The 16,112-nt window shown below is 70.4% G+C and carries 17 protein-coding genes; 6 read left to right on the top strand and 11 right to left on the bottom strand.

Features of this window, described 5'->3' with window-relative positions; translation table 11 throughout:
- Positions 1 to 19: 19 nt before the first annotated feature.
- Genes ACZ6WN_RS04580 through ACZ6WN_RS04560 form a run of 5 tightly spaced genes read right to left on the bottom strand, consistent with a single transcriptional unit; the run spans position 20 to position 5,673 of the window.
- Positions 20 to 1,144, bottom strand: a complete 1,125-nt coding sequence (locus ACZ6WN_RS04580) for a VOC family protein (RefSeq protein ID WP_465862987.1) — start codon at positions 1,142 to 1,144, stop codon at positions 20 to 22.
- Positions 1,141 to 2,124, bottom strand: coding sequence for an amidohydrolase family protein (locus ACZ6WN_RS04575; protein WP_465862985.1), 984 nt, complete (start codon positions 2,122 to 2,124; stop codon positions 1,141 to 1,143). The genes ACZ6WN_RS04580 and ACZ6WN_RS04575 overlap by 4 nt, the downstream gene beginning before the upstream one ends.
- Positions 2,124 to 3,815 carry a bifunctional 3-(3-hydroxy-phenyl)propionate/3-hydroxycinnamic acid hydroxylase gene (locus ACZ6WN_RS04570; RefSeq protein WP_465862983.1) on the bottom strand — a complete coding sequence of 564 codons (1,692 nt, stop codon included), beginning with the start codon at positions 3,813 to 3,815 and terminating at the stop codon, positions 2,124 to 2,126. The genes ACZ6WN_RS04575 and ACZ6WN_RS04570 overlap by 1 nt, the downstream gene beginning before the upstream one ends.
- Entirely contained in the window at positions 3,812 to 4,807 is a 996-nt protein-coding gene (locus ACZ6WN_RS04565; protein WP_465862982.1) for a VOC family protein, read from the bottom strand. Before ACZ6WN_RS04565 ends, ACZ6WN_RS04570 begins: the two co-directional genes overlap by 4 nt.
- Entirely contained in the window at positions 4,804 to 5,673 is an 870-nt protein-coding gene (locus ACZ6WN_RS04560) for an alpha/beta fold hydrolase (protein ID WP_465862981.1), read from the bottom strand. Before ACZ6WN_RS04560 ends, ACZ6WN_RS04565 begins: the two co-directional genes overlap by 4 nt.
- A 94-nt stretch (positions 5,674 to 5,767) precedes the next feature.
- On the opposite strand from ACZ6WN_RS04560, the gene ACZ6WN_RS04555 reads away from it, so the two are divergent.
- Entirely contained in the window at positions 5,768 to 6,409 is a 642-nt protein-coding gene (locus ACZ6WN_RS04555; RefSeq protein WP_465862979.1) for a TetR/AcrR family transcriptional regulator, read from the top strand.
- 71 nt (positions 6,410 to 6,480) lie between these two features.
- Here ACZ6WN_RS04555 and ACZ6WN_RS04550 read toward each other — a convergent pair whose 3' ends face one another.
- Positions 6,481 to 7,494 carry a TerC/Alx family metal homeostasis membrane protein gene (locus tag ACZ6WN_RS04550; protein ID WP_465862978.1) on the bottom strand — a complete coding sequence of 338 codons (1,014 nt, stop codon included), beginning with the start codon at positions 7,492 to 7,494 and terminating at the stop codon, positions 6,481 to 6,483.
- A 253-nt stretch (positions 7,495 to 7,747) separates the two neighbouring features.
- On the opposite strand from ACZ6WN_RS04550, the gene ACZ6WN_RS04545 reads away from it, so the two are divergent.
- The 3 genes from ACZ6WN_RS04545 (at position 7,748) to ACZ6WN_RS04535 (ending at position 9,882) form a co-directional block, all read left to right on the top strand.
- On the top strand, positions 7,748 to 8,278 hold the full coding sequence (locus tag ACZ6WN_RS04545) for a flavin reductase family protein (RefSeq protein WP_465862976.1): 531 nt from the start codon (positions 7,748 to 7,750) through the stop codon (positions 8,276 to 8,278).
- A 46-nt stretch (positions 8,279 to 8,324) separates the two neighbouring features.
- Positions 8,325 to 8,720, top strand: a complete 396-nt coding sequence (gene sodN, locus ACZ6WN_RS04540) for a superoxide dismutase, Ni (protein WP_465862974.1) — start codon at positions 8,325 to 8,327, stop codon at positions 8,718 to 8,720.
- 181 nt (positions 8,721 to 8,901) lie between these two features.
- The gene (locus ACZ6WN_RS04535) at positions 8,902 to 9,882 is read left to right on the top strand and encodes a bile acid:sodium symporter family protein (RefSeq protein WP_465862972.1); all 981 of its coding nucleotides are present in this window, start codon (positions 8,902 to 8,904) and stop codon (positions 9,880 to 9,882) included.
- 40 nt (positions 9,883 to 9,922) lie between these two features.
- Here the strand turns inward: ACZ6WN_RS04535 and ACZ6WN_RS04530 are convergent, their stop codons facing one another.
- The 3 genes from ACZ6WN_RS04530 to ACZ6WN_RS04520 form a co-directional block, all read right to left on the bottom strand.
- Entirely contained in the window at positions 9,923 to 10,426 is a 504-nt protein-coding gene (locus ACZ6WN_RS04530) for a hypothetical protein (RefSeq protein ID WP_465862971.1), read from the bottom strand.
- Between the two features lie 122 nt (positions 10,427 to 10,548).
- Positions 10,549 to 11,571 carry an App1 family protein gene (locus ACZ6WN_RS04525; RefSeq protein WP_465862970.1) on the bottom strand — a complete coding sequence of 341 codons (1,023 nt, stop codon included), beginning with the start codon at positions 11,569 to 11,571 and terminating at the stop codon, positions 10,549 to 10,551.
- Between the two features lie 9 nt (positions 11,572 to 11,580).
- The gene (locus ACZ6WN_RS04520) at positions 11,581 to 12,330 is read right to left on the bottom strand and encodes a PaaX family transcriptional regulator C-terminal domain-containing protein (protein WP_465862968.1); all 750 of its coding nucleotides are present in this window, start codon (positions 12,328 to 12,330) and stop codon (positions 11,581 to 11,583) included.
- A 90-nt stretch (positions 12,331 to 12,420) separates the two neighbouring features.
- Between ACZ6WN_RS04520 and ACZ6WN_RS04515 the strand changes: the two genes are divergently transcribed.
- Entirely contained in the window at positions 12,421 to 13,242 is an 822-nt protein-coding gene (locus ACZ6WN_RS04515; protein WP_465862967.1) for an SDR family oxidoreductase, read from the top strand.
- Complete coding sequence (locus tag ACZ6WN_RS04510) at positions 13,239 to 13,952, top strand: enoyl-CoA hydratase/isomerase family protein (RefSeq protein WP_465862966.1); 714 nt, start codon at positions 13,239 to 13,241, stop codon at positions 13,950 to 13,952. The genes ACZ6WN_RS04515 and ACZ6WN_RS04510 overlap by 4 nt, the downstream gene beginning before the upstream one ends.
- 8 nt (positions 13,953 to 13,960) lie before the next feature.
- Here the strand turns inward: ACZ6WN_RS04510 and ACZ6WN_RS04505 are convergent, their stop codons facing one another.
- Positions 13,961 to 14,671 carry a sulfite exporter TauE/SafE family protein gene (locus tag ACZ6WN_RS04505; protein WP_465862965.1) on the bottom strand — a complete coding sequence of 237 codons (711 nt, stop codon included), beginning with the start codon at positions 14,669 to 14,671 and terminating at the stop codon, positions 13,961 to 13,963.
- Between the two features lie 21 nt (positions 14,672 to 14,692).
- Entirely contained in the window at positions 14,693 to 16,111 is a 1,419-nt protein-coding gene (locus tag ACZ6WN_RS04500; protein WP_465862964.1) for an amidase, read from the bottom strand.
- Position 16,112: the final 1 nt, after the last annotated feature.

Below are 16,112 nucleotides of genomic sequence, written 5' to 3'. Positions count from 1 at the left end.
TCCTTGGTAGGAAGGGAGGTCAGGTGCGGGCCACGGCGAGCAGGCCGCGGAGCCGGTGGAGGTCGAACTCGTTGCGCCCGCCGAGGGCGATGCCGATGGAGGCGAGCTCGCGGAAGGACTCCGGACGACGGGGCGAGACCCCCAGGAAGTCCAGCGAGGCGGGCGGTCCCCACTGGGCGAGCCCGGACGCGGTCATCTCCGACCAGCCGGTCTCGAGGGTGTTGTCGAACAGGTCGCCGTCGGTGAAGTGCTCGACGAGGAAGCCGTCGGGGTCGCGCCAATAGTCGAAGATCTGGCTGCCCTCGACGTGGCGGCCGATCCCCCACGAACGGTCGTATCCCCGGTCCAGCAGATACTCCCCACCGGCAGCGAGCGCATCCAGATCACTGACCTGGTACGCCGAGTGCACATAGCGGTTGCGAGGCCCGAGGGTCATCGCGAGCGTGTGGTGGTCCGCCGGAACAGCACCCAGGTCGCACCGGACGAAGCTCATCACGGGGCCGCGCTCCCGCTGGCCCGCGTAGAACTTGAAGTCGCTGACGATCATGCCGAGATGCTCGAGATACCAGTCGAGGGTCTCGCGATATCGCGTCGTCTGCAGGACGACGTGCCCGAGTCGCTGGATCCGCGCGGGTTCTCGGGGTGGACGCTGGCCCCGACCGATACGCCGGGTCGCCGCTCCGGCGTTCAGCGGCAGCGGGACCTGCGGTTCCAGCGCCGGGAGCGTGTGCACCCCGGAGACCACCCGGACGCGTACGCCGCTCGGGTCGACCAGGTCGGTCGTCATGCCTCCGAGGTGGTCGGGCAGGGGACGTACGGCAGCGCCGGTGGCCTCGGCGAGGCGAAGGAGGTCCGCGTCGTCGGCGGCCTTGAAGGCGGCGCCGAGATATCTCGACCGCGACCCCTTCCGCACGATCACGGCCGGCGTACCGGGGTCGGTGCCGCGCAGGACCAGCTCCGTCTCCGTCCGGGTCACGGTGCTGAACCCGAAGGCCTGGGCGAAGATCTCGGCGCGCCGCAGGTCCGGCTTGGCGAACTCGAGCCAGGCGAGGTCGGTGACCTTGATGACGGGGTTCGTGGCCCGTCCGGGGTGCTCCCCCGCCAGGCCTCCGGAGTCGGTGTGCAGGTCGTGGTGGGTGGTCATCGCGGCTCTCCTGCCAGGCGAGGGAACAGGGCGTGGGCGTTGCGATGGTCGATGGCGACCCGGAGGTCGGCGGCGACGGCCGTCTCCTCGTACTCCTGACGCATGAAGCGCACCGCCGGCGAAGGCGCGAACGGGAAGTCGCTGCCGTAGAGCAGCCGGGTCGGGTCGGCGAACGCCGTCAGGCTCGGCAGGGCCGTCGGGCTCGAGGAGAGCGCGATGTCGAAGTAGAACCGGCGCAGCAGGTCGAGGCGCCGCCTCGTCTCCCGCCTGCGGTCCACCATGGCCCTCGCCTGGGACAGCTTGTGCTCGCCGCGGATCATCGTCAGCAGGATCCGATGACTGACGTACGGCAGGAACCCGCCGGCGTGGGCCAGGACCCAACTGATCCCGTCGTACTTCTCCAGGGCACCGCTGAGGACGAGACCGGTCGCCGCCCGCACCGTGTCGAGCAGGAAGTCGGCCGTGAACGAGGGGATGCCCGGCGCCGGCTCGGCCGCGAGCTCTCCCGGGTGCAGGAACACCACCGCCTCTCGCTCGTGCAGGTAGGCGAGCAGCGGCTCGAAGTCGGGTTCGTAGACGTAGCGGCCCGCGACGCTGCCGAGCAGCACGATGCCGTCGGCGCCGAGTACGTCGAGGGCGTGCTCGGCCTCCGCGATCGCGCCCTCGACATCGGGGAGGGTGAGGGTGGCGAAGAAGCCGAAGCGGGGCTGGTCGTCGGCGACGACGCCGGCGCAGAACTCGTTGAGCCGACGCGCCAGGTGACGGGCCTGACGGTCGTCGCCGAGCCAGGCTCCGGGCGTGGAGACGGACAGGATGCTCGTCGCGATGCCGTTGCGGTCCATGACCCGCAGCGACTTCTGCGGTGTCCACTCCGGCACGGGCACTCCCCCGGGCCGCAGCCCGCGCTCCTCGAGGAGACGGCGGTAGAACGCGGGGACCGCATGGTGATGTACGTCGACCCGACCGGGCAGCTGTCCCATCAGATCGCCTCGGCGGTCTGGGCGAGAGGACTCACCTCGGAGAGACCGAGATGCCGGTGCAGGCCCGCGGTCAGGACGGAGGCATCCCGACCGGTGCCGAACACGAACTTGTCCGGACGTAGGACGAGCAGGTCACCACGGTGGATCCGATGGCGGCCGAGCCAGCGGCCCAGCTCTCCGGTGGTGTCCTCGACATCGACCAGTCCGGCGCGGCGGCGGCCATCGCCCACCGCGCCCTGCGGACGCGCGCCGGGGGCGAACACGGTCGTGAACGACGCCCCCACGCGCTCCCAGGTGGCGATGTCGCTGCCGAGCGCCTCCCGCGGGTCGATCCCGATGCCGACCACGGCCCACCCGATCCCGACAGCGTCGTCGAAGCGGATCGGACGGCCGTCGTAGCGGCGTACGACCGGCTGGGGCGCCAGCGTTCCCTCGGCACCCAGCACGCCCCGCGGCATGCCGAGATAGCTGTCGCGACCGAAGCGGGGTTTCGGCTTCATGCCGGCCCGTTCGATCCAGCCACCGAGCCCGGGGACACGCAACGCCGTCCACATCGCGGCATCGCGGGCCTTCGCCCCGACCGGGTGCTTGATCGAGACGAGCGACTTGTTGAAGACCGAGAGGGCGATCATCGCCTTGGCGTGCGGTTTCCGCTCGGTCTCGTACGTGTCCAGGACCGTCGGGTCGGCACCGTGACGCACGACCGCCTCGAGCTTCCAGGAGAGGTTGTCGGCATCTCGTACGCCGGCGTTCATCCCCTGCCCGACGAACTGGGGCGTCATGTGCGCGGCGTCGCCCGCGAGGAGGACTCTGCCCTCGCGCCAGCGGTCCGCCGTGACCGCGTTGAACGTGTAGACGAGCTGGCGTCTGACCTCGACCTCGTCCACGTCGACGTACCTGCCGATGAGCCGACGGACCGTCTCGTCGGACTCGAAGTGCGCCGTGTCGTCGGAATCGTTCAGCGCGAACTCGAACCGGTGGTGACCGCCCGGCTGCGGGCAGCTGACCGTCGGCATCTCCGAGCTGCAGACGAAGTCGAAGTACGGCAGGTGCCGGAAGGCGTCGACGCCGGCCCTCGCCTCGAGGTCGACCACGAGCCAGCGTTCGGGATAGCTCTTGCCGGACATGTCGATCCCGAGCCGGGACCGCACCACGCTGCGACCACCATCGGCGGCGACCAGGTACGCGGCCCGCAGCGTCTCACCAGAACCTTCGTCGACGACGTTCTCACGCTTGCCGTAGCGGCTCCCGGTCGCGGCGGCATGCCGGACGGTGACACCGTCGTCGTCCTGGGTGAAGCCGAGGACCTCGCGGCCGCGGCGTACCTCGACGTGGGGGTAGCGGTCCAGGAGCGTTTCGAGCCGGGTCTCCAGATAGGGCTGGTAGAGGAAGTTCACGACCGGCCACCACAGCGGCCGCTGGGTCTCGCGGAACTGGACCAGGGTCGTGCCGTCGGACCTCACCCACTGCACGGCGGAGTCGACGTTCATGTCCTGGTGGATCTCGTCGGCCACTCCGGCGGTCTGGAAGACGCGCAGCGCCTCGTCGTCGGTGTAGACGGCGCGGGCGTTGCCGTAGAACTCCGGCTCGCGTTCGAGCACCACCACCGAGAGCCCGCGGCGGCCGAGCAGATGGGCGAGGGTGAGGCCCGTCGGGCCCAGGCCGACGACGGCGATGTCGTAGGTGTTCATGCAGGTTCTCCGCTCAGGGCAGGGACGGTGATCTCAGGACGGAGCAGATGGCCCGCCACCTGGCGGAGCTGGCCGAGCCTGTCGAGGACGCCGGGGTCGACCGTCTGGTGGCCCCAGATGCTGATCCCCTGGTGGGTGGCGACCTGCCAGGCCTCCTCGAGCTCCGGGGTGATGACGATCGGGTTCCAGCCGACCTCCACCTCGAAGCCCGACGGGCTCACGCAGTAGAAGGACAGCTCCTTGTCGTTGGTGTGCTGTCCGATGGACCAGGCCATCGTGAAGCCGAGCTCCCGGACCCGGCCGTACGCAGCCACCATGTCCTCGAGCGTCGCGGCCTGGATGTTGACGTGCTGGCAACGCGTACGGACCGGCTCGATCTTCAGGCCCTGGACGTTGGCCACTGCGATCGAGTGGTGACGCTCGTTGACCCGCAGGAACCGGATCTTGAGCCTCAGCCCCCCGATGTTCTCGTCGATGTAGTCGCTCAGCCGCGAGTCGAAGACCGTGTCGTAGTAGCGGTGGATCGCGTGCGGTTCCCGAGAGGTGATCGCGACATGGCCCATGCCGCCGTCGCCGGTGACGAACGCCGAGGTCACCATGCGCAGCGGCTCCGGGGAATCGTGGGCGACGGTGAAGACCTCCTGGACGATCCCCTTGGGACCGGGAAAGCGCCACAGCCGCTCGACCCCGCGCAGCGCTGCCTCCTCCGGCGCCCCCTCTTCGACAGGTACGCCCCGGTCCGCCACCCGCGCGATGACGCGGTCGAACGTCTCGTGGTCGGTGACGTGCCAGCCGATGGCCATCAGGTCCTCGGCCGGACCCCGCCGGATCAGGAAGCGGCACTCACGCTCGTCGAGGCGGAACCGCATCGTGTCGGCGTCGAGCTCGTCGACGTGCAGCCCGATCGCGTCGGCTCCGAAGCTCCGCCATTCCCGGAAGCGCTGCGACTCGACCACCAGATAGCCGAGCTGGACGTTGCCGAAGACACTCATGACAGGAACGCCGTCGCCAGCTCGTTGAACAGGTCGGCCCGCTCCCACTGGACCCAGTGGCCGGTGTCGGCGGCCAGATAGACGTCGCAGCTCGGCACGGTCCCGGCGAGCAGCCGGGCGCCGGAGGGGCGGTTGACCTTGTCGTCCTGGCCCCAGACCACCAGCGTCTTCGCCCGCACCTGCGCCAGGCGACGGTCCCGGGTCAGGTCCATCCGCCACAGCGTCCGCAGCGCGGACCTGCCGGCCGGCCGGCGCAGCGGCGGGTCGGCGACCACCTCCGGCTGGATGCTGGCCTCGTAGCGCAGCTCGATCAGCTCGTCGGGAACGGCCGCGCCGTCGAAGACCAGGTAGTCACGGATGAACCGGGACAGCTTCTCCCGGGTCGGCCCCTCGCCTCCGTAGTAGTCGAGCAGTGCGTTCAGACCCTTGGTCGGCAGGGCCCGGGTGGTGCCGATGCCGCCGGGCCCCATCAGGATCAGCCGATCGACCTTGTCGGGGCGATCCATCGCCAGCCGGAGAGCCGCTGCACCGCCGTAGGAGTTGCCGACGAGGTGGGCCCGGTCGATGTCGAGCTCGTCGAGAAGGCCGCTGACGGCTGCCGCGAGGTCGCCGAAGGGGTCCTGGTAGTCGATCCGCTTCGTCGAGCGTCCGTAGCCCGGCAGGTCCGGGACGATCACCCGGAAGTGACGGGCCAGGACGTCGATGTTCCGCGCGTAGTTCGACGTGCCCGTCGCGCCGGCGCCACCACCGTGGAGAAGCACCACGGCCGGTCCCGATCCGGCCTCCGTCACGAAGATGTCGCGCCGTCCGACGCGGACGGTGCGCTCGATGCGCTCGGCCTGTGGGCGGTCGTTCACGGTCGTCATCAGTTCCCCTTCGTTGGATAACTGATGAAATCATCACTAGCGATGGTTCTATCTGTCAAGCGTTTCTGATGACATCATCAGGTATGATCCGTCCATGACCACGGACCCGGTGTCGCCGCCGTCGCGGATCGATCGGCGCAAGGAGCGCACCCGAAATGCGCTGCTCCAGGCCGCGACGACCTTCCTCGCCGGCGGCCAGCCGAACGTGAGCATCCAGCAGATCACCGACGCCGCCGACGTCGGCTTCGGCAGCTTCTACAACCACTTCGACAGCAAGGAAGCGCTCTTCGAGGCCGCCGTCGCCCGCGTTCTCGAGACCTACGGCGGCGTGCTCGACGACCTCGTGGCGGCGTACGACGATCCGGCCGAGGTCTTCGCGGTCAGCTTCCGGATGACCGGGCGCCTGCAGCGGCAGCTGCCCGAGTTCGTACGCGTCATCCTCAACGAGGGGATGCGCGTGCTCGTCCACGACCGCGGGCTCGCCCCCAGGGCCCTGCGCGACATCGAGGCGGGGGTGGCCGCAGGACGCTTCGACATCGAGAACCTCCAGCTCGCCCTCATGACCGCCGGCGGCGCCCTGCTCGGCCTGCTCCAGCTGCTCGAGACCGAGCCGGACGCGGACGCCGGCGCACTCTCCGACCAGATGACCGTACGTCTCCTGCGAGCCTTCGGGATGGGCAAGCAGGACGCGGCCGACCTGTGCTCGCGGCCGCTGCCGCCGCAGCCCGAGCTCTGAGAACGACCGCAGGCCCGCTCCGGTCGGAGCGGGCCTGCGGGTGGTTCCGGCTCAGCCGGGTTGACGACGCGTCACATGCTGCGCGGGCCGGTGGCCTCGTCGCGCTCCTTCGCGGTCATGCTGCGCGACTTCAGCAGGCTCAGGATGGTGGTGATGGCCAGGATGCCGATGATCACGCTCAGGGAGACCTCGATGGAGACCTCCGGGGCCCACTCGACGTGCTGGCCACCGTTGATGAAGGGCAGCTCGTTCTCGTGCAGCGCGTGGAAGACCAGCTTGAGACCGATGAACCCGAGCAGGATCGCCAGACCGTAGGAGAGGTAGACCAGCCGCTCCAGCAGACCACCGATGAGGAAGTAGAGCTGGCGCAGACCCATCAGGGCGAAGATGTTGGCGGTCAGGACCAGGTAGGCCTCGTTGGTCAGACCGTAGATCGCCGGGATCGAGTCGAGCGCGAACAGCAGGTCGGTGGTGCCCAGCGCGCAGATGACCACGAACATCGGGGTCGCCACCCGCTTGCCGTTCTCGCGGATGAACATCTTCGCGCTGTCGCCCCACTGCGAGGTCAGCGGGATGTGCCGCTCGAGGAACTTCACCACGGCGGGCTCCTCGTACTCGTCCTCGTCCTCGCCGCCCTCCAGGGCGAGCTTGACCGCGGTGTAGATCAAGAACGCGCCGAAGAGGTAGAAGACCCAGCTGAAGTTCTCGATCGCGGCCGCACCCACGGCGATGAAGATGCCGCGGAAGACCAGCGCCAAGATGATGCCGATCAGCAGCGCCTTCTGCTGGAACTGCCTCGGCACCGCGAACTTCGACATGATGATGATGAAGATGAACAGGTTGTCGACCGAGAGCGAGTACTCCGTCACCCAGCCCGCGAAGAACTGCGTCCCGAACTCGTGGCCCGCGAACACGTAGACCCCGATGCCGAACAGGATCGCCAGACCGATGTAGACGCTCAGCGCCACGATCAGCTCCCGACGCGAAGGCTCGTGCGGACGACGGCCGATGACGAGTACGTCGAAGAGCAGCACGGCACTGGCGATGCCGATGGTCAACCACCAGATGAGCGGCGAGACGTCCACGAAGGGACTCCTTAGATCGTGAGGCAGAGCGGTTCTCTGGGAAGATTAGGCGACCGAGGTCAAAGCTTCGAAGTCGCAGAAGGCCAACCCGGGTTGTATAACAAGTGCTTAACTAGTCTAACAAGTCGCACCTCGGTGGCCCCTCATGATCTCAAGCGCGGACAGCCGGATGAGTCAGCGATCACACCGTGGATGACTGGACCTCAACCGGACTTGATGTTTTAGCGTCGCTGCCAAAGAGAGAGGAGGGGGTGTGAGCGACACACTCACCGACCAGTTCAAGGCCGGCTTCCGTCGATACCCCACCGGCGTGGCCATCGTCGTCGCCTCGACCGACACGGGCCCCGTCGGCGCGACGGTCTCCAGCGTGGCCTCCGTGAGCGCGAACCCGCCGATGCTGTCGTTCTCGGTCTCCCGGTCCGGCCGGTCCGGGCCGGCGCTCACCGGGAGCGACCGGCTCGCGGTGCACATCCTGACGGAGGCCCAGGCCGACGTGGCCGCGGCCTTCGCCGACCGGACCGCGCCACGGTTCACGGTCGCCCAGGGCTGGACGCTTCCGCACGGGGAGCCGCCGGTCCTGGCGGACGCCGCGGCGAGCATCTCGGGGCGGGTGGCCCGCGTCATCCCCGCCGGCGAGGCATGGCTGGTGCTGCTCGAGGTCGACTCGGTCAGCCTCGGCGAGCCCGCCGACCCGCTCCTGCACCACGACCGGCGCTACCGGTCGCTCGGCGCCTCCGTCAGCACCCTTCCGCTCGATCGCGTCCTGCCCGAGAAGGCTTCCTGACCGTCGACCTCGACGGTCTGTCCACCATCACCGAGAGGAACCATCCATGCGTCTGTTCGCTCCCACCATCGAGGTCTCGGCCCACTGCGACCTGCCCTGCGGCGTCTACGACCCCGCCCAGGCCCGCATCGAGGCCGAGTCCGTCAAGGCCGTCATCGCCAAGGCCCTGGACAGCGACGACCCCGACTTCCGCACCCGCGCCATCGTGATCAAGGAGCAGCGCTCCAACCTGGTCAAGGAACACCTCTGGGTGCTGTGGACCGACTACTTCAAGCCCCCGCACTTCGAGGCCTACCCCCAGCTCCACACCCTCGTCAACGAGGCCACCAAGCTCGCCGGCGCCTCCGGCACCAAGGGCACCCTCGACATCGAGGTCGCTGACCAGCTCCTGGCCAAGATCGACGAGATCGCCGAGATCTTCTGGGCCACCAAGAAGGCCTGACACCCCGAGATTCCCGCGAGAAGCCAGGTCCCGGCAGCCGGCCGGGACCTGGCTTCTCTCCTGCCCGGCCGCCGACGGCGTAGACGTAGGACAGGTGCGCCACTCGTCGAGGACCTGCGAGGATCTCGCGTCGGGCGGGTCGTCAGATCGACTCCGTAACCGTCGTCTCGGGAGGAAGAGCATGAACACAGTCCGACAGGTCAGCGCCTTCGTGGGGCACTGGTTCGCCTTGATCGTCCTGGTCGCCGGCGCCGTCGCGCTGGCCACCCCCAGCACCTTCGACGGGTGGGCGGCCCAGGTGCCGCTGCTGCTCCAGATCATCATGCTCGGGATGGGCATGACGCTGCGGCCCATCGACTTCGCGATCATCGGCCGGCGGCCGTGGGCTCTGCTGCTCGGTGTCGCCACCCAGTTCACGGTGATGCCGCTGCTCGGCTGGGGCATCGCGAACGCACTCAGCCTCTCCCCGGTGCTCACCGCGGGGATGATCCTGGTCGGCTGCGCGCCCGGCGGCACCGCCTCCAACGTGATGGTCTATCTCGCCCGCGGCGACACCGCGCTGTCGGTGGCCATGACGTCCGTGTCGACCCTGCTCGCGCCGATGCTGACGCCCCTCCTCGTCCTCCTCCTGATCGGGGAGGACCTGCCGGTCTCCGCGAGCGACCTGTTCGTCTCGATCGTGGAGATCGTGCTCGTTCCGGTTCTCCTCGGGCTGGTGCTCCGGCTGCTGCTGCCGCGTCTCATCGAGCGGGTCATCGACGTGCTCCCGCTGATCTCGGTCGCCGGCATCACCGGAGTCGTGCTCGCGGTCGTGGCCGGAAGCGCCTCCACCCTGCTCTCGGTCGGGCTCCTGGTCGTTCTCGCAGTGGTCCTGCACAACGTCGCCGGCCTGGCCCTGGGGTACGCGGTCGGGCGGCTGTGCGGCATGCCGGTCTCGAGCCGGCGCGCCATCAGCATCGAGGTGGGCATGCAGAACTCGGGCCTGGCCGCCGCCCTCGCCACCGTCCACTTCTCACCGGCCGCCGCGCTGCCCGCCGCGATCTTCTCGGTCTGGCACAACGTGTCCGGCTCGATCCTGGCGAGCTACTGGTCGCGGCGCCCCGTCGAAGGCGACGAGGTCACCCCGCAGACCGTGGCCGCACCAGCCGACCGTCGGGGATGACGGCCGAGGGCCTTGATCATCACCTCAGCCCGGGAGGTGCTCAGCGCGCGTCGCGCGCACCTTGGCGACGGGCGCCCTGCGCCCGTGAGGACGCGTCACGCTTGAGACCTCCGGTCGTCCGCGTCGCGGCCCGCCGCTCGCTGGGCACAGGGTTGGCCCCCTCGTTCACGGGAGTCGCACGAGGTGGCCCTGAGCCGGCGGCGGCTCGCGCCGCGGCGAGCCGTTCGGCCCGCAGCTCCTGCGAGGCCTTCCTCGCCGCCGCGCTGACCTGTCGGCTGACCTGGGCCAGCACGGACTCGAAGACCTCTGCCTTGGCCCGGGCGCGCTGGTTCTGGTCGTAGGCCTTACCGCGTCCGCCGACGCTCTCCACCGCGGCGCTGGCATCGCGGCGGTAGACCTTCAGGTGCTTGGTGCGCTCGCGCCTCACCCGCTCGTGCAGCTCGAGCAGCTGGTCCTCGTCGAGCTCGCGCAGGGCAGCAGGATCCGCCTCACGGACGAGAGCCGCTTCCTTCTCGGTCAGGGAATTCAGCAACGCCTTGTTCACAGGACCCTCCGGTGTCTTCACCGACGACTGCGCCGCCCCCGGTTGACGCACACGGCGCAGACCCATGCTACGCCCGGCGCAGCGCCCCGGTCCGGCGTTCGGAACCCGGGGGCACGCCGCTCTCAGAGAAGGCCGAGACCGGTGGCGTGGCGGCGTACCGCCTCGCTGTCGGCGGCGAGCACGAGCGGCACCTCGTCGCCCATGGTGCCCCACACACGCTCGACCCGGCCGTCGTGAGGATCGAGCCGCACCTCGCGGATGTAGACCGCGAGGATCCGCCCGGGATGGCGGCGGACGGTGTCGGCATAGGTCTCCGGATCGTGCTCACCGGAGTCGCCCAGGAGGACGAACGGGAGGCCGGGGTGGAGCGCCAGGACCTCGTCGATGCGCCCGGCCTTGGACTCCCGGCCGCCGGCACCGCCGAGCAGGTCGCGCAGCAGGAGCGGGCCGCGGGGGAAGTCGCGGTGGCGTACGAAGGCGTCCAGGAACGCGTACAGGTTCCACGGGCTGGAGGAGATGTAGAAGACCGGGTTCGCGCGGGCGGCCAGGTCGCGGTAGAGCTCGGGCGCCCCAGGGAACGGGGTGCGTGTCAGCGCCGACCCGGTGAGGGTCTGACGCACCATCCGCCCGACACGCTGCACCCCGGTCTCGAGGATGGTGTCGTCGATGTCGGAGATCACGCCGAGCTGCGCCTCGCCGCCGGGGACGCGGACCTCCACCGTCGCGCGGTGGTCGCCGGCGGCCAGGCCGCGGTAGTCGCCGGCAAGCTCGACGGTGCCGCGGGTCCACGGTGCTTCCAGCGTCTCCGGGTCGGGCCGCAGCCGGGCCAGGAAGTAGCCCTCGTCGTCGGTGACCACCTCCACCGTCGCATCGCCCACGGTGATCCGCAGCGGCACGCCCGGCAGCTCGTCGGTCACGAAGTGACGGACCATGCGCAGTGCCGCGGCCCGCACACCCTCGCCCTCCTCCGCCTCCGACGGGGGTGGGTCGTCGACGACCCGGCCGCGTACGACGACCCCCTCGGCACTCCCGTGCCCGCCGTAGCACTTGATCCGGAAGTCCGCCGGCACCCGCGAGCCCGCTCGGCGGAGCCTCGCCGCGTCCCACGCGCGCTCGAGCCCGAGCATCCATCGACGTGCCGACATGGACACAGCCTAGGGCCCCTCGACGAGCGCCCGGCGGGTGTCGATCAGCCAGTCCTTGTAGTCGAGGTGCGCCTTCCGCAGCGCGGCACCCGGCCAGTCGGCGGGGAGCAGATCGTCGGGCAGGACGGGATCGGCGAGCAGATGGCGAACCGAGGTGGCGCAGGCGGTGAACCGCAGCACCGGGTCGTCGGTGTCGGTGGCTGCCAGCAGCTCGCGCGCCCGGGCGGCCCAGCCGGTCAGGTCCCACAGCCTTCCGGCGAGCTCCGCAGGGTCGGTCGTGGGCCGCATCGTCAGCCGCTCGCACAGGCCGGCGAGGTGATCGGACCACGCGAGCTCGAGGTTGGCCGGACGGACCCAGACACCCTCGCGCAGCTCGGCGAGACGAAGCTCCGCGAGCGTCGCGCGAAGGCTCGCCCGGTCGGCGGCCGAGCGGCCGGTGGCGGTCACCACGACCAGGTCCCATTCGCCGTCCCACGCGCTGGTCCGCACGTGGATCGCCGCCTCCTGACGGCGCTGGCGGTGGCTCAGCCTCTCGGAGAGCCGGTATCTCCCGTCCGCGGCTCGGACCAGGTCGTCGGCGGCGACCATGCGGGAGAGCGCGACCCGGACCGTCGTCTCCGAGAAGCCGACCAGACCGCCGCCTGCGACGAGCTCGCGAGCGGACAACGTCGGCACCTCGGCACCCATGAGCAGGCCCAGGAGCGCCGAACGGGCGGACACAGGGCGAAGGGCGCCCGCGGCGGCAGTGTTCGATGACATCCCTCGGGATGTTACATGAATCCCGCGCCCGCAGACGATGTGTTATTTACATCATTGCCACGACCGCAGGCGGTCTGTAACGTCCCAGGCATGACCCTTACTGGACGCACCATCATCATGTCGGGCGGCAGCCGCGGCATCGGCCTGGCCGTGGGTATCGCCGCGGCCCGACTGGGGGCAAACGTCACGCTGCTGGCGAAGACGGACAAACCCGACCCGCGGCTCCCCGGCACCGTCCACACCGCCGCCGCCGAGATCGAGGAGGCGGGCGGTCAGGCGCTGGCCGTGGTGGGCGATGTCCGCGACGAGGCCTCGGTGGCGGACGCGGTGGCGCAGACCGTCGCGCGGTTCGGCGGCATCGACATCGTGCTGAACAACGCCTCCGCGATCGCGCTCGACGGCACCGAGGACCTGCCGATGAAGCGCTTCGATCTGATGACGCAGATCCAGCTGCGCGGCACCTACCTGCTCACCAGCAAGTCGCTTCCCCACCTGCGCGCCTCGGACAACCCGCACATCCTGTCGCTCTCGCCCCCGATCAACCTGGCCCCGCAGTGGCTCGGCGCACACCCGGCGTACACCCTGGCGAAGTACGGGATGAGCCTGCTGACGCTCAGCTGGGCGGCGGAGTACGCCGAGCACGGCGTCGCCGCCAACTGCCTGTGGCCCGAGACCCTCATCGCCACGGCCGCCGTGCAGAACCTCCTCGGCGGAGACGCGGCGGTGGAGAGGTCGCGTACGCCCGAGATCGTCGCCGACGCCGCGATGGAGATCCTGGGGCGCCCCGCGCGCGAGTGCACCGGCAACACGTTCCTGGATGTGGACGTGCTGAGGGATGCGGGAGTCACCGACCTCTCGACGTACGGCGGGACCGGCGACCTGGAGTACGACATCTTCGTGGACCGGCCATGACGAGCCTGGTGAGGGAGCGGCGCGGCGACGTCGAGATCCTCCGGCTCAACCGTCCCGAGAAGCGAAACGCCCTCGACTCCGCGACGCTCCGCCTGCTCAACGACGCGTTGACGCAGCTGACCGATGACGGCGAGGTTCGCGCCGTCGTCCTCTCCACGACGTCTCCCGATGCCTTCTGCGCGGGCGCGGACGTCACCGAGCCCCTGGACGCGGCGGGCGGGGTCGCCCGGATGGAGGCGTTCGCCGAGCTCTACCGGCTCGTCGACCAGGTGCCCGTGCCGACGATCGCTGTCTGCGTCGGCAACTGCGTGGGGGCCGGCGCCGAGATCGTCGCCGGCTGCGACCTACGCGTGGCCGGGGACAACCTCAAGCTCGCGTGGGCCGGCGCTCGGCTCGGCGTTCCGGTCGGGCCGGCCCGGCTGACCCAGCTCGTCGGCCTGTCCCGTGCCAAGGAGCTGATCTACACCGGGCGCGCCGTGGGGGCGGACGAGGCCGTCGCGACAGGTCTGGCCCAGCGTACGGCGCCGGCCGCGGAAGCAGAGGGGACCGCTCTCGACCTGGCCGGGCTGATCGTGCGTCAGTCGGCCGACGGGATCCGCACCCTGAAGGAGATGTTTCGCGACCTCGAGGCCAGTGCCCAGCGCATCACCTACGAGAACGACCGGCTGCTGGACTTCCAGCGGAACAGCGTCGGCCTGCCGCAGGGGTAGCGGCCGGGTCAGGTGACGGCGCCGACGAGCACGGCAGCCGCCGAGACGGCGAGCGTGCCGATGACGAGCGGGCGCAGCCGGGCCGGCGGCACCCGCTTGAAGACGGCCTCGCCCAACCACCAGCCGAGGGGCAGTCCGGCGACGCCGCCCAGGGAGAGGATCAGCACCGTCGCGTCGACGTGGCCCAGGGCCACGAAGGCAGCGACCGCGATGAGGTCCTGACCGGCGAACACCGCCTGGAGGGTCGCGCGGTAGCGACGTGGTTCGCGGTCGATGAGCGCCATCACCAAGGGCGGGCCGTTCATCCCGGTGGAGGTCAGCAGTCCTCCGCTCACGATGCCGACGATCGGCAGACCACGACGTCCGATCCGTGGCCCGCGGGCGACCAGCAGCACCAGGACCAGCATCACCGCGGCGATCCCAGCCGTGAGCAGGCGCTCGTCGGCCACCTCCAGCAGCACGAGCCCCACCGGCATGCCGATGATCCCCGTCAGGGCCAGCAGCAGGCTGTCGCGCCGGTCCACATGGGCCCGCTCCCGCAGCGCGAGACCGGCGGTGAGGACCAGGCTGACGAGGGTCGCCACGACGACGGCCCGCGCAGGGTCCGTCACCAGGAGCAGGCCGGGCACCGCCGCCAGGACGGACCCGAAGCCGGTCACCGCCTGCACGAGCGCAGCGACGACGAACACCAGGAGGGCGACCCCCATCAGGGCGAGCAACGCGGCAGACCTCGGTGCGGTTCAGCCGGCGAGCGGCGCGTGCCGCGGCCACGGCGCGGCACGCTCGAGCTGCCCGGCCAGGGACAGCAGCAGCGGCTCGCCACCGAGGTCGGTGAAGAAGTGGGCGCCGAGAGGCAGGCCGTCGGGATCGAACCCGGCGGGCACCGACATCGCCGCTCCCCCGGTCACGTTCACCAGGCTGGTGAACCCCGCCATGCCCGGGGCGAGGGTGTACATCGCCTCTGGCCTGGCGGTGTCGAGGACGCCGAGCTCGGGCGTACGCATGCACAACGTCGGGGTGAGCACGACCTCGACGGCGTCGAAGAGGCCGGCGGTGGCGAACCCCACCTGCTCGAAGCCCTCCAGGGCGCGCAGCAGGTCGGCGAGCGGCATCGCGGAGTAGCGGTCGTACATCACCCGGGTGAACGGCTCGATGTCGTCGTCCCGCAGCTCACGGCCGAGCGCGGCGAGCCGGTCGTCGACGTGCACGACCAGGTTGGCGCCCATCATCAGGCCCGACCAGCGCGCGAACTCGGGATACCTCACGGGCAGCGCGACCTCGACGACGTCGTGGCCGAGGTCGGTGAGCAGGTCCGCCGTCCGGCGGGCCGCCACCACCACGGCCGGGTCGACCGCGGGGCCGTCGGGAACGACGGTGGCCAGGCCGATCCGCAGCCGACCGGGTTCGCGGTCGACGCAGGCACGGTAGCCACCGGCAGGAGCGGTCGGCCCGTACGACGCCTGTCCGGGCACCCGGCCCGCGGAGATGTCGAGCAGCAGGGCCGAGTCGCGGACCGTGGTGGTCAGGGCGTGGTGGACGCTGGTCGGACCGGCGAGCGTCGACGGGTACGGTGCGCCGGGGATCACCCCGCGGCTCGGCTTGAGACCGAACAGGCCGCAGGCCGCGGCCGGGATCCGGACCGAACCACCGCCGTCGTTGCCGTGGGCGACCGGCACCATCCCGGCAGCCACCGCTGCCGCGGAGCCGCCGCTGGACCCTCCTGTCGAGTGCCCGGGCTCCCAGGGGTTGCGACTGGCGCCGTGGAGGGCCGGCTCGGTGCTGGCGTTCTTGCCGAGCTCGGGGGTGTTGGTGGTGCCGAGCACGACCATGCCCGCGGCCCGGTAGCGCCGGACCAGCTCGCTGTCCTCGGTCTTGACGTCGTCGGCGAACAGCCGGCTGCCGTTGGTGGTCGGCAGGCCGGCGACGTCGGCCGCCAGGGACTTGATGAGGATGGGTACGCCAGTCAGCGGGCCCTCGGGAAGGCCGGCGTCGACCTCGGCGAGCGCCTCCTCGAACCGGGTCGCGACCATGGCGTTGAGCAGCGGGTCGAGCTTCTCGATCCGGCGGATGCTCTGCTCGACCACCTCACGGGCGCTGATCTCGCCGCCGCGGACGGCGGCCGCGGTGGCGATCGCGTCGGGCAGCTCTGGTGTGCTCACG

Source organism: Nocardioides sp. NPDC054178, assembly GCF_055585005.1.
The sequence above is the reverse complement of the archived record's forward strand: the minus strand, read 5'-3'. Positions and strand labels throughout refer to the sequence as shown.

Bases quoted from the DNA above. Each gene is read 5' to 3' on its own strand.
- ACZ6WN_RS04560 (WP_465862981.1), bottom strand. From the start codon at position 5,673: ATGACGACCGTGAACGACCGCCCACAGGCCGAGCGCATCGAGCGCACC.
- ACZ6WN_RS04570 (WP_465862983.1), bottom strand. From the start codon at position 3,815: ATGAACACCTACGACATCGCCGTCGTCGGCCTGGGCCCGACGGGCCTC.
- ACZ6WN_RS04525 (WP_465862970.1), bottom strand. From the start codon at position 11,571: ATGTCGGCACGTCGATGGATGCTCGGGCTCGAGCGCGCGTGGGACGCG.
- ACZ6WN_RS04575 (WP_465862985.1), bottom strand. From the start codon at position 2,124: ATGGGACAGCTGCCCGGTCGGGTCGACGTACATCACCATGCGGTCCCC.
- ACZ6WN_RS04510 (WP_465862966.1), top strand. From the start codon at position 13,239: ATGACGAGCCTGGTGAGGGAGCGGCGCGGCGACGTCGAGATCCTCCGG.
- ACZ6WN_RS04555 (WP_465862979.1), top strand. From the start codon at position 5,768: ATGACCACGGACCCGGTGTCGCCGCCGTCGCGGATCGATCGGCGCAAG.
- ACZ6WN_RS04565 (WP_465862982.1), bottom strand. From the start codon at position 4,807: ATGAGTGTCTTCGGCAACGTCCAGCTCGGCTATCTGGTGGTCGAGTCG.
- ACZ6WN_RS04515 (WP_465862967.1), top strand. From the start codon at position 12,421: ATGACCCTTACTGGACGCACCATCATCATGTCGGGCGGCAGCCGCGGC.
- ACZ6WN_RS04520 (WP_465862968.1), bottom strand. From the start codon at position 12,330: ATGTCATCGAACACTGCCGCCGCGGGCGCCCTTCGCCCTGTGTCCGCC.
- sodN (WP_465862974.1), top strand. From the start codon at position 8,325: ATGCGTCTGTTCGCTCCCACCATCGAGGTCTCGGCCCACTGCGACCTG.
- ACZ6WN_RS04580 (WP_465862987.1), bottom strand. From the start codon at position 1,144: ATGACCACCCACCACGACCTGCACACCGACTCCGGAGGCCTGGCGGGG.
- ACZ6WN_RS04535 (WP_465862972.1), top strand. From the start codon at position 8,902: ATGAACACAGTCCGACAGGTCAGCGCCTTCGTGGGGCACTGGTTCGCC.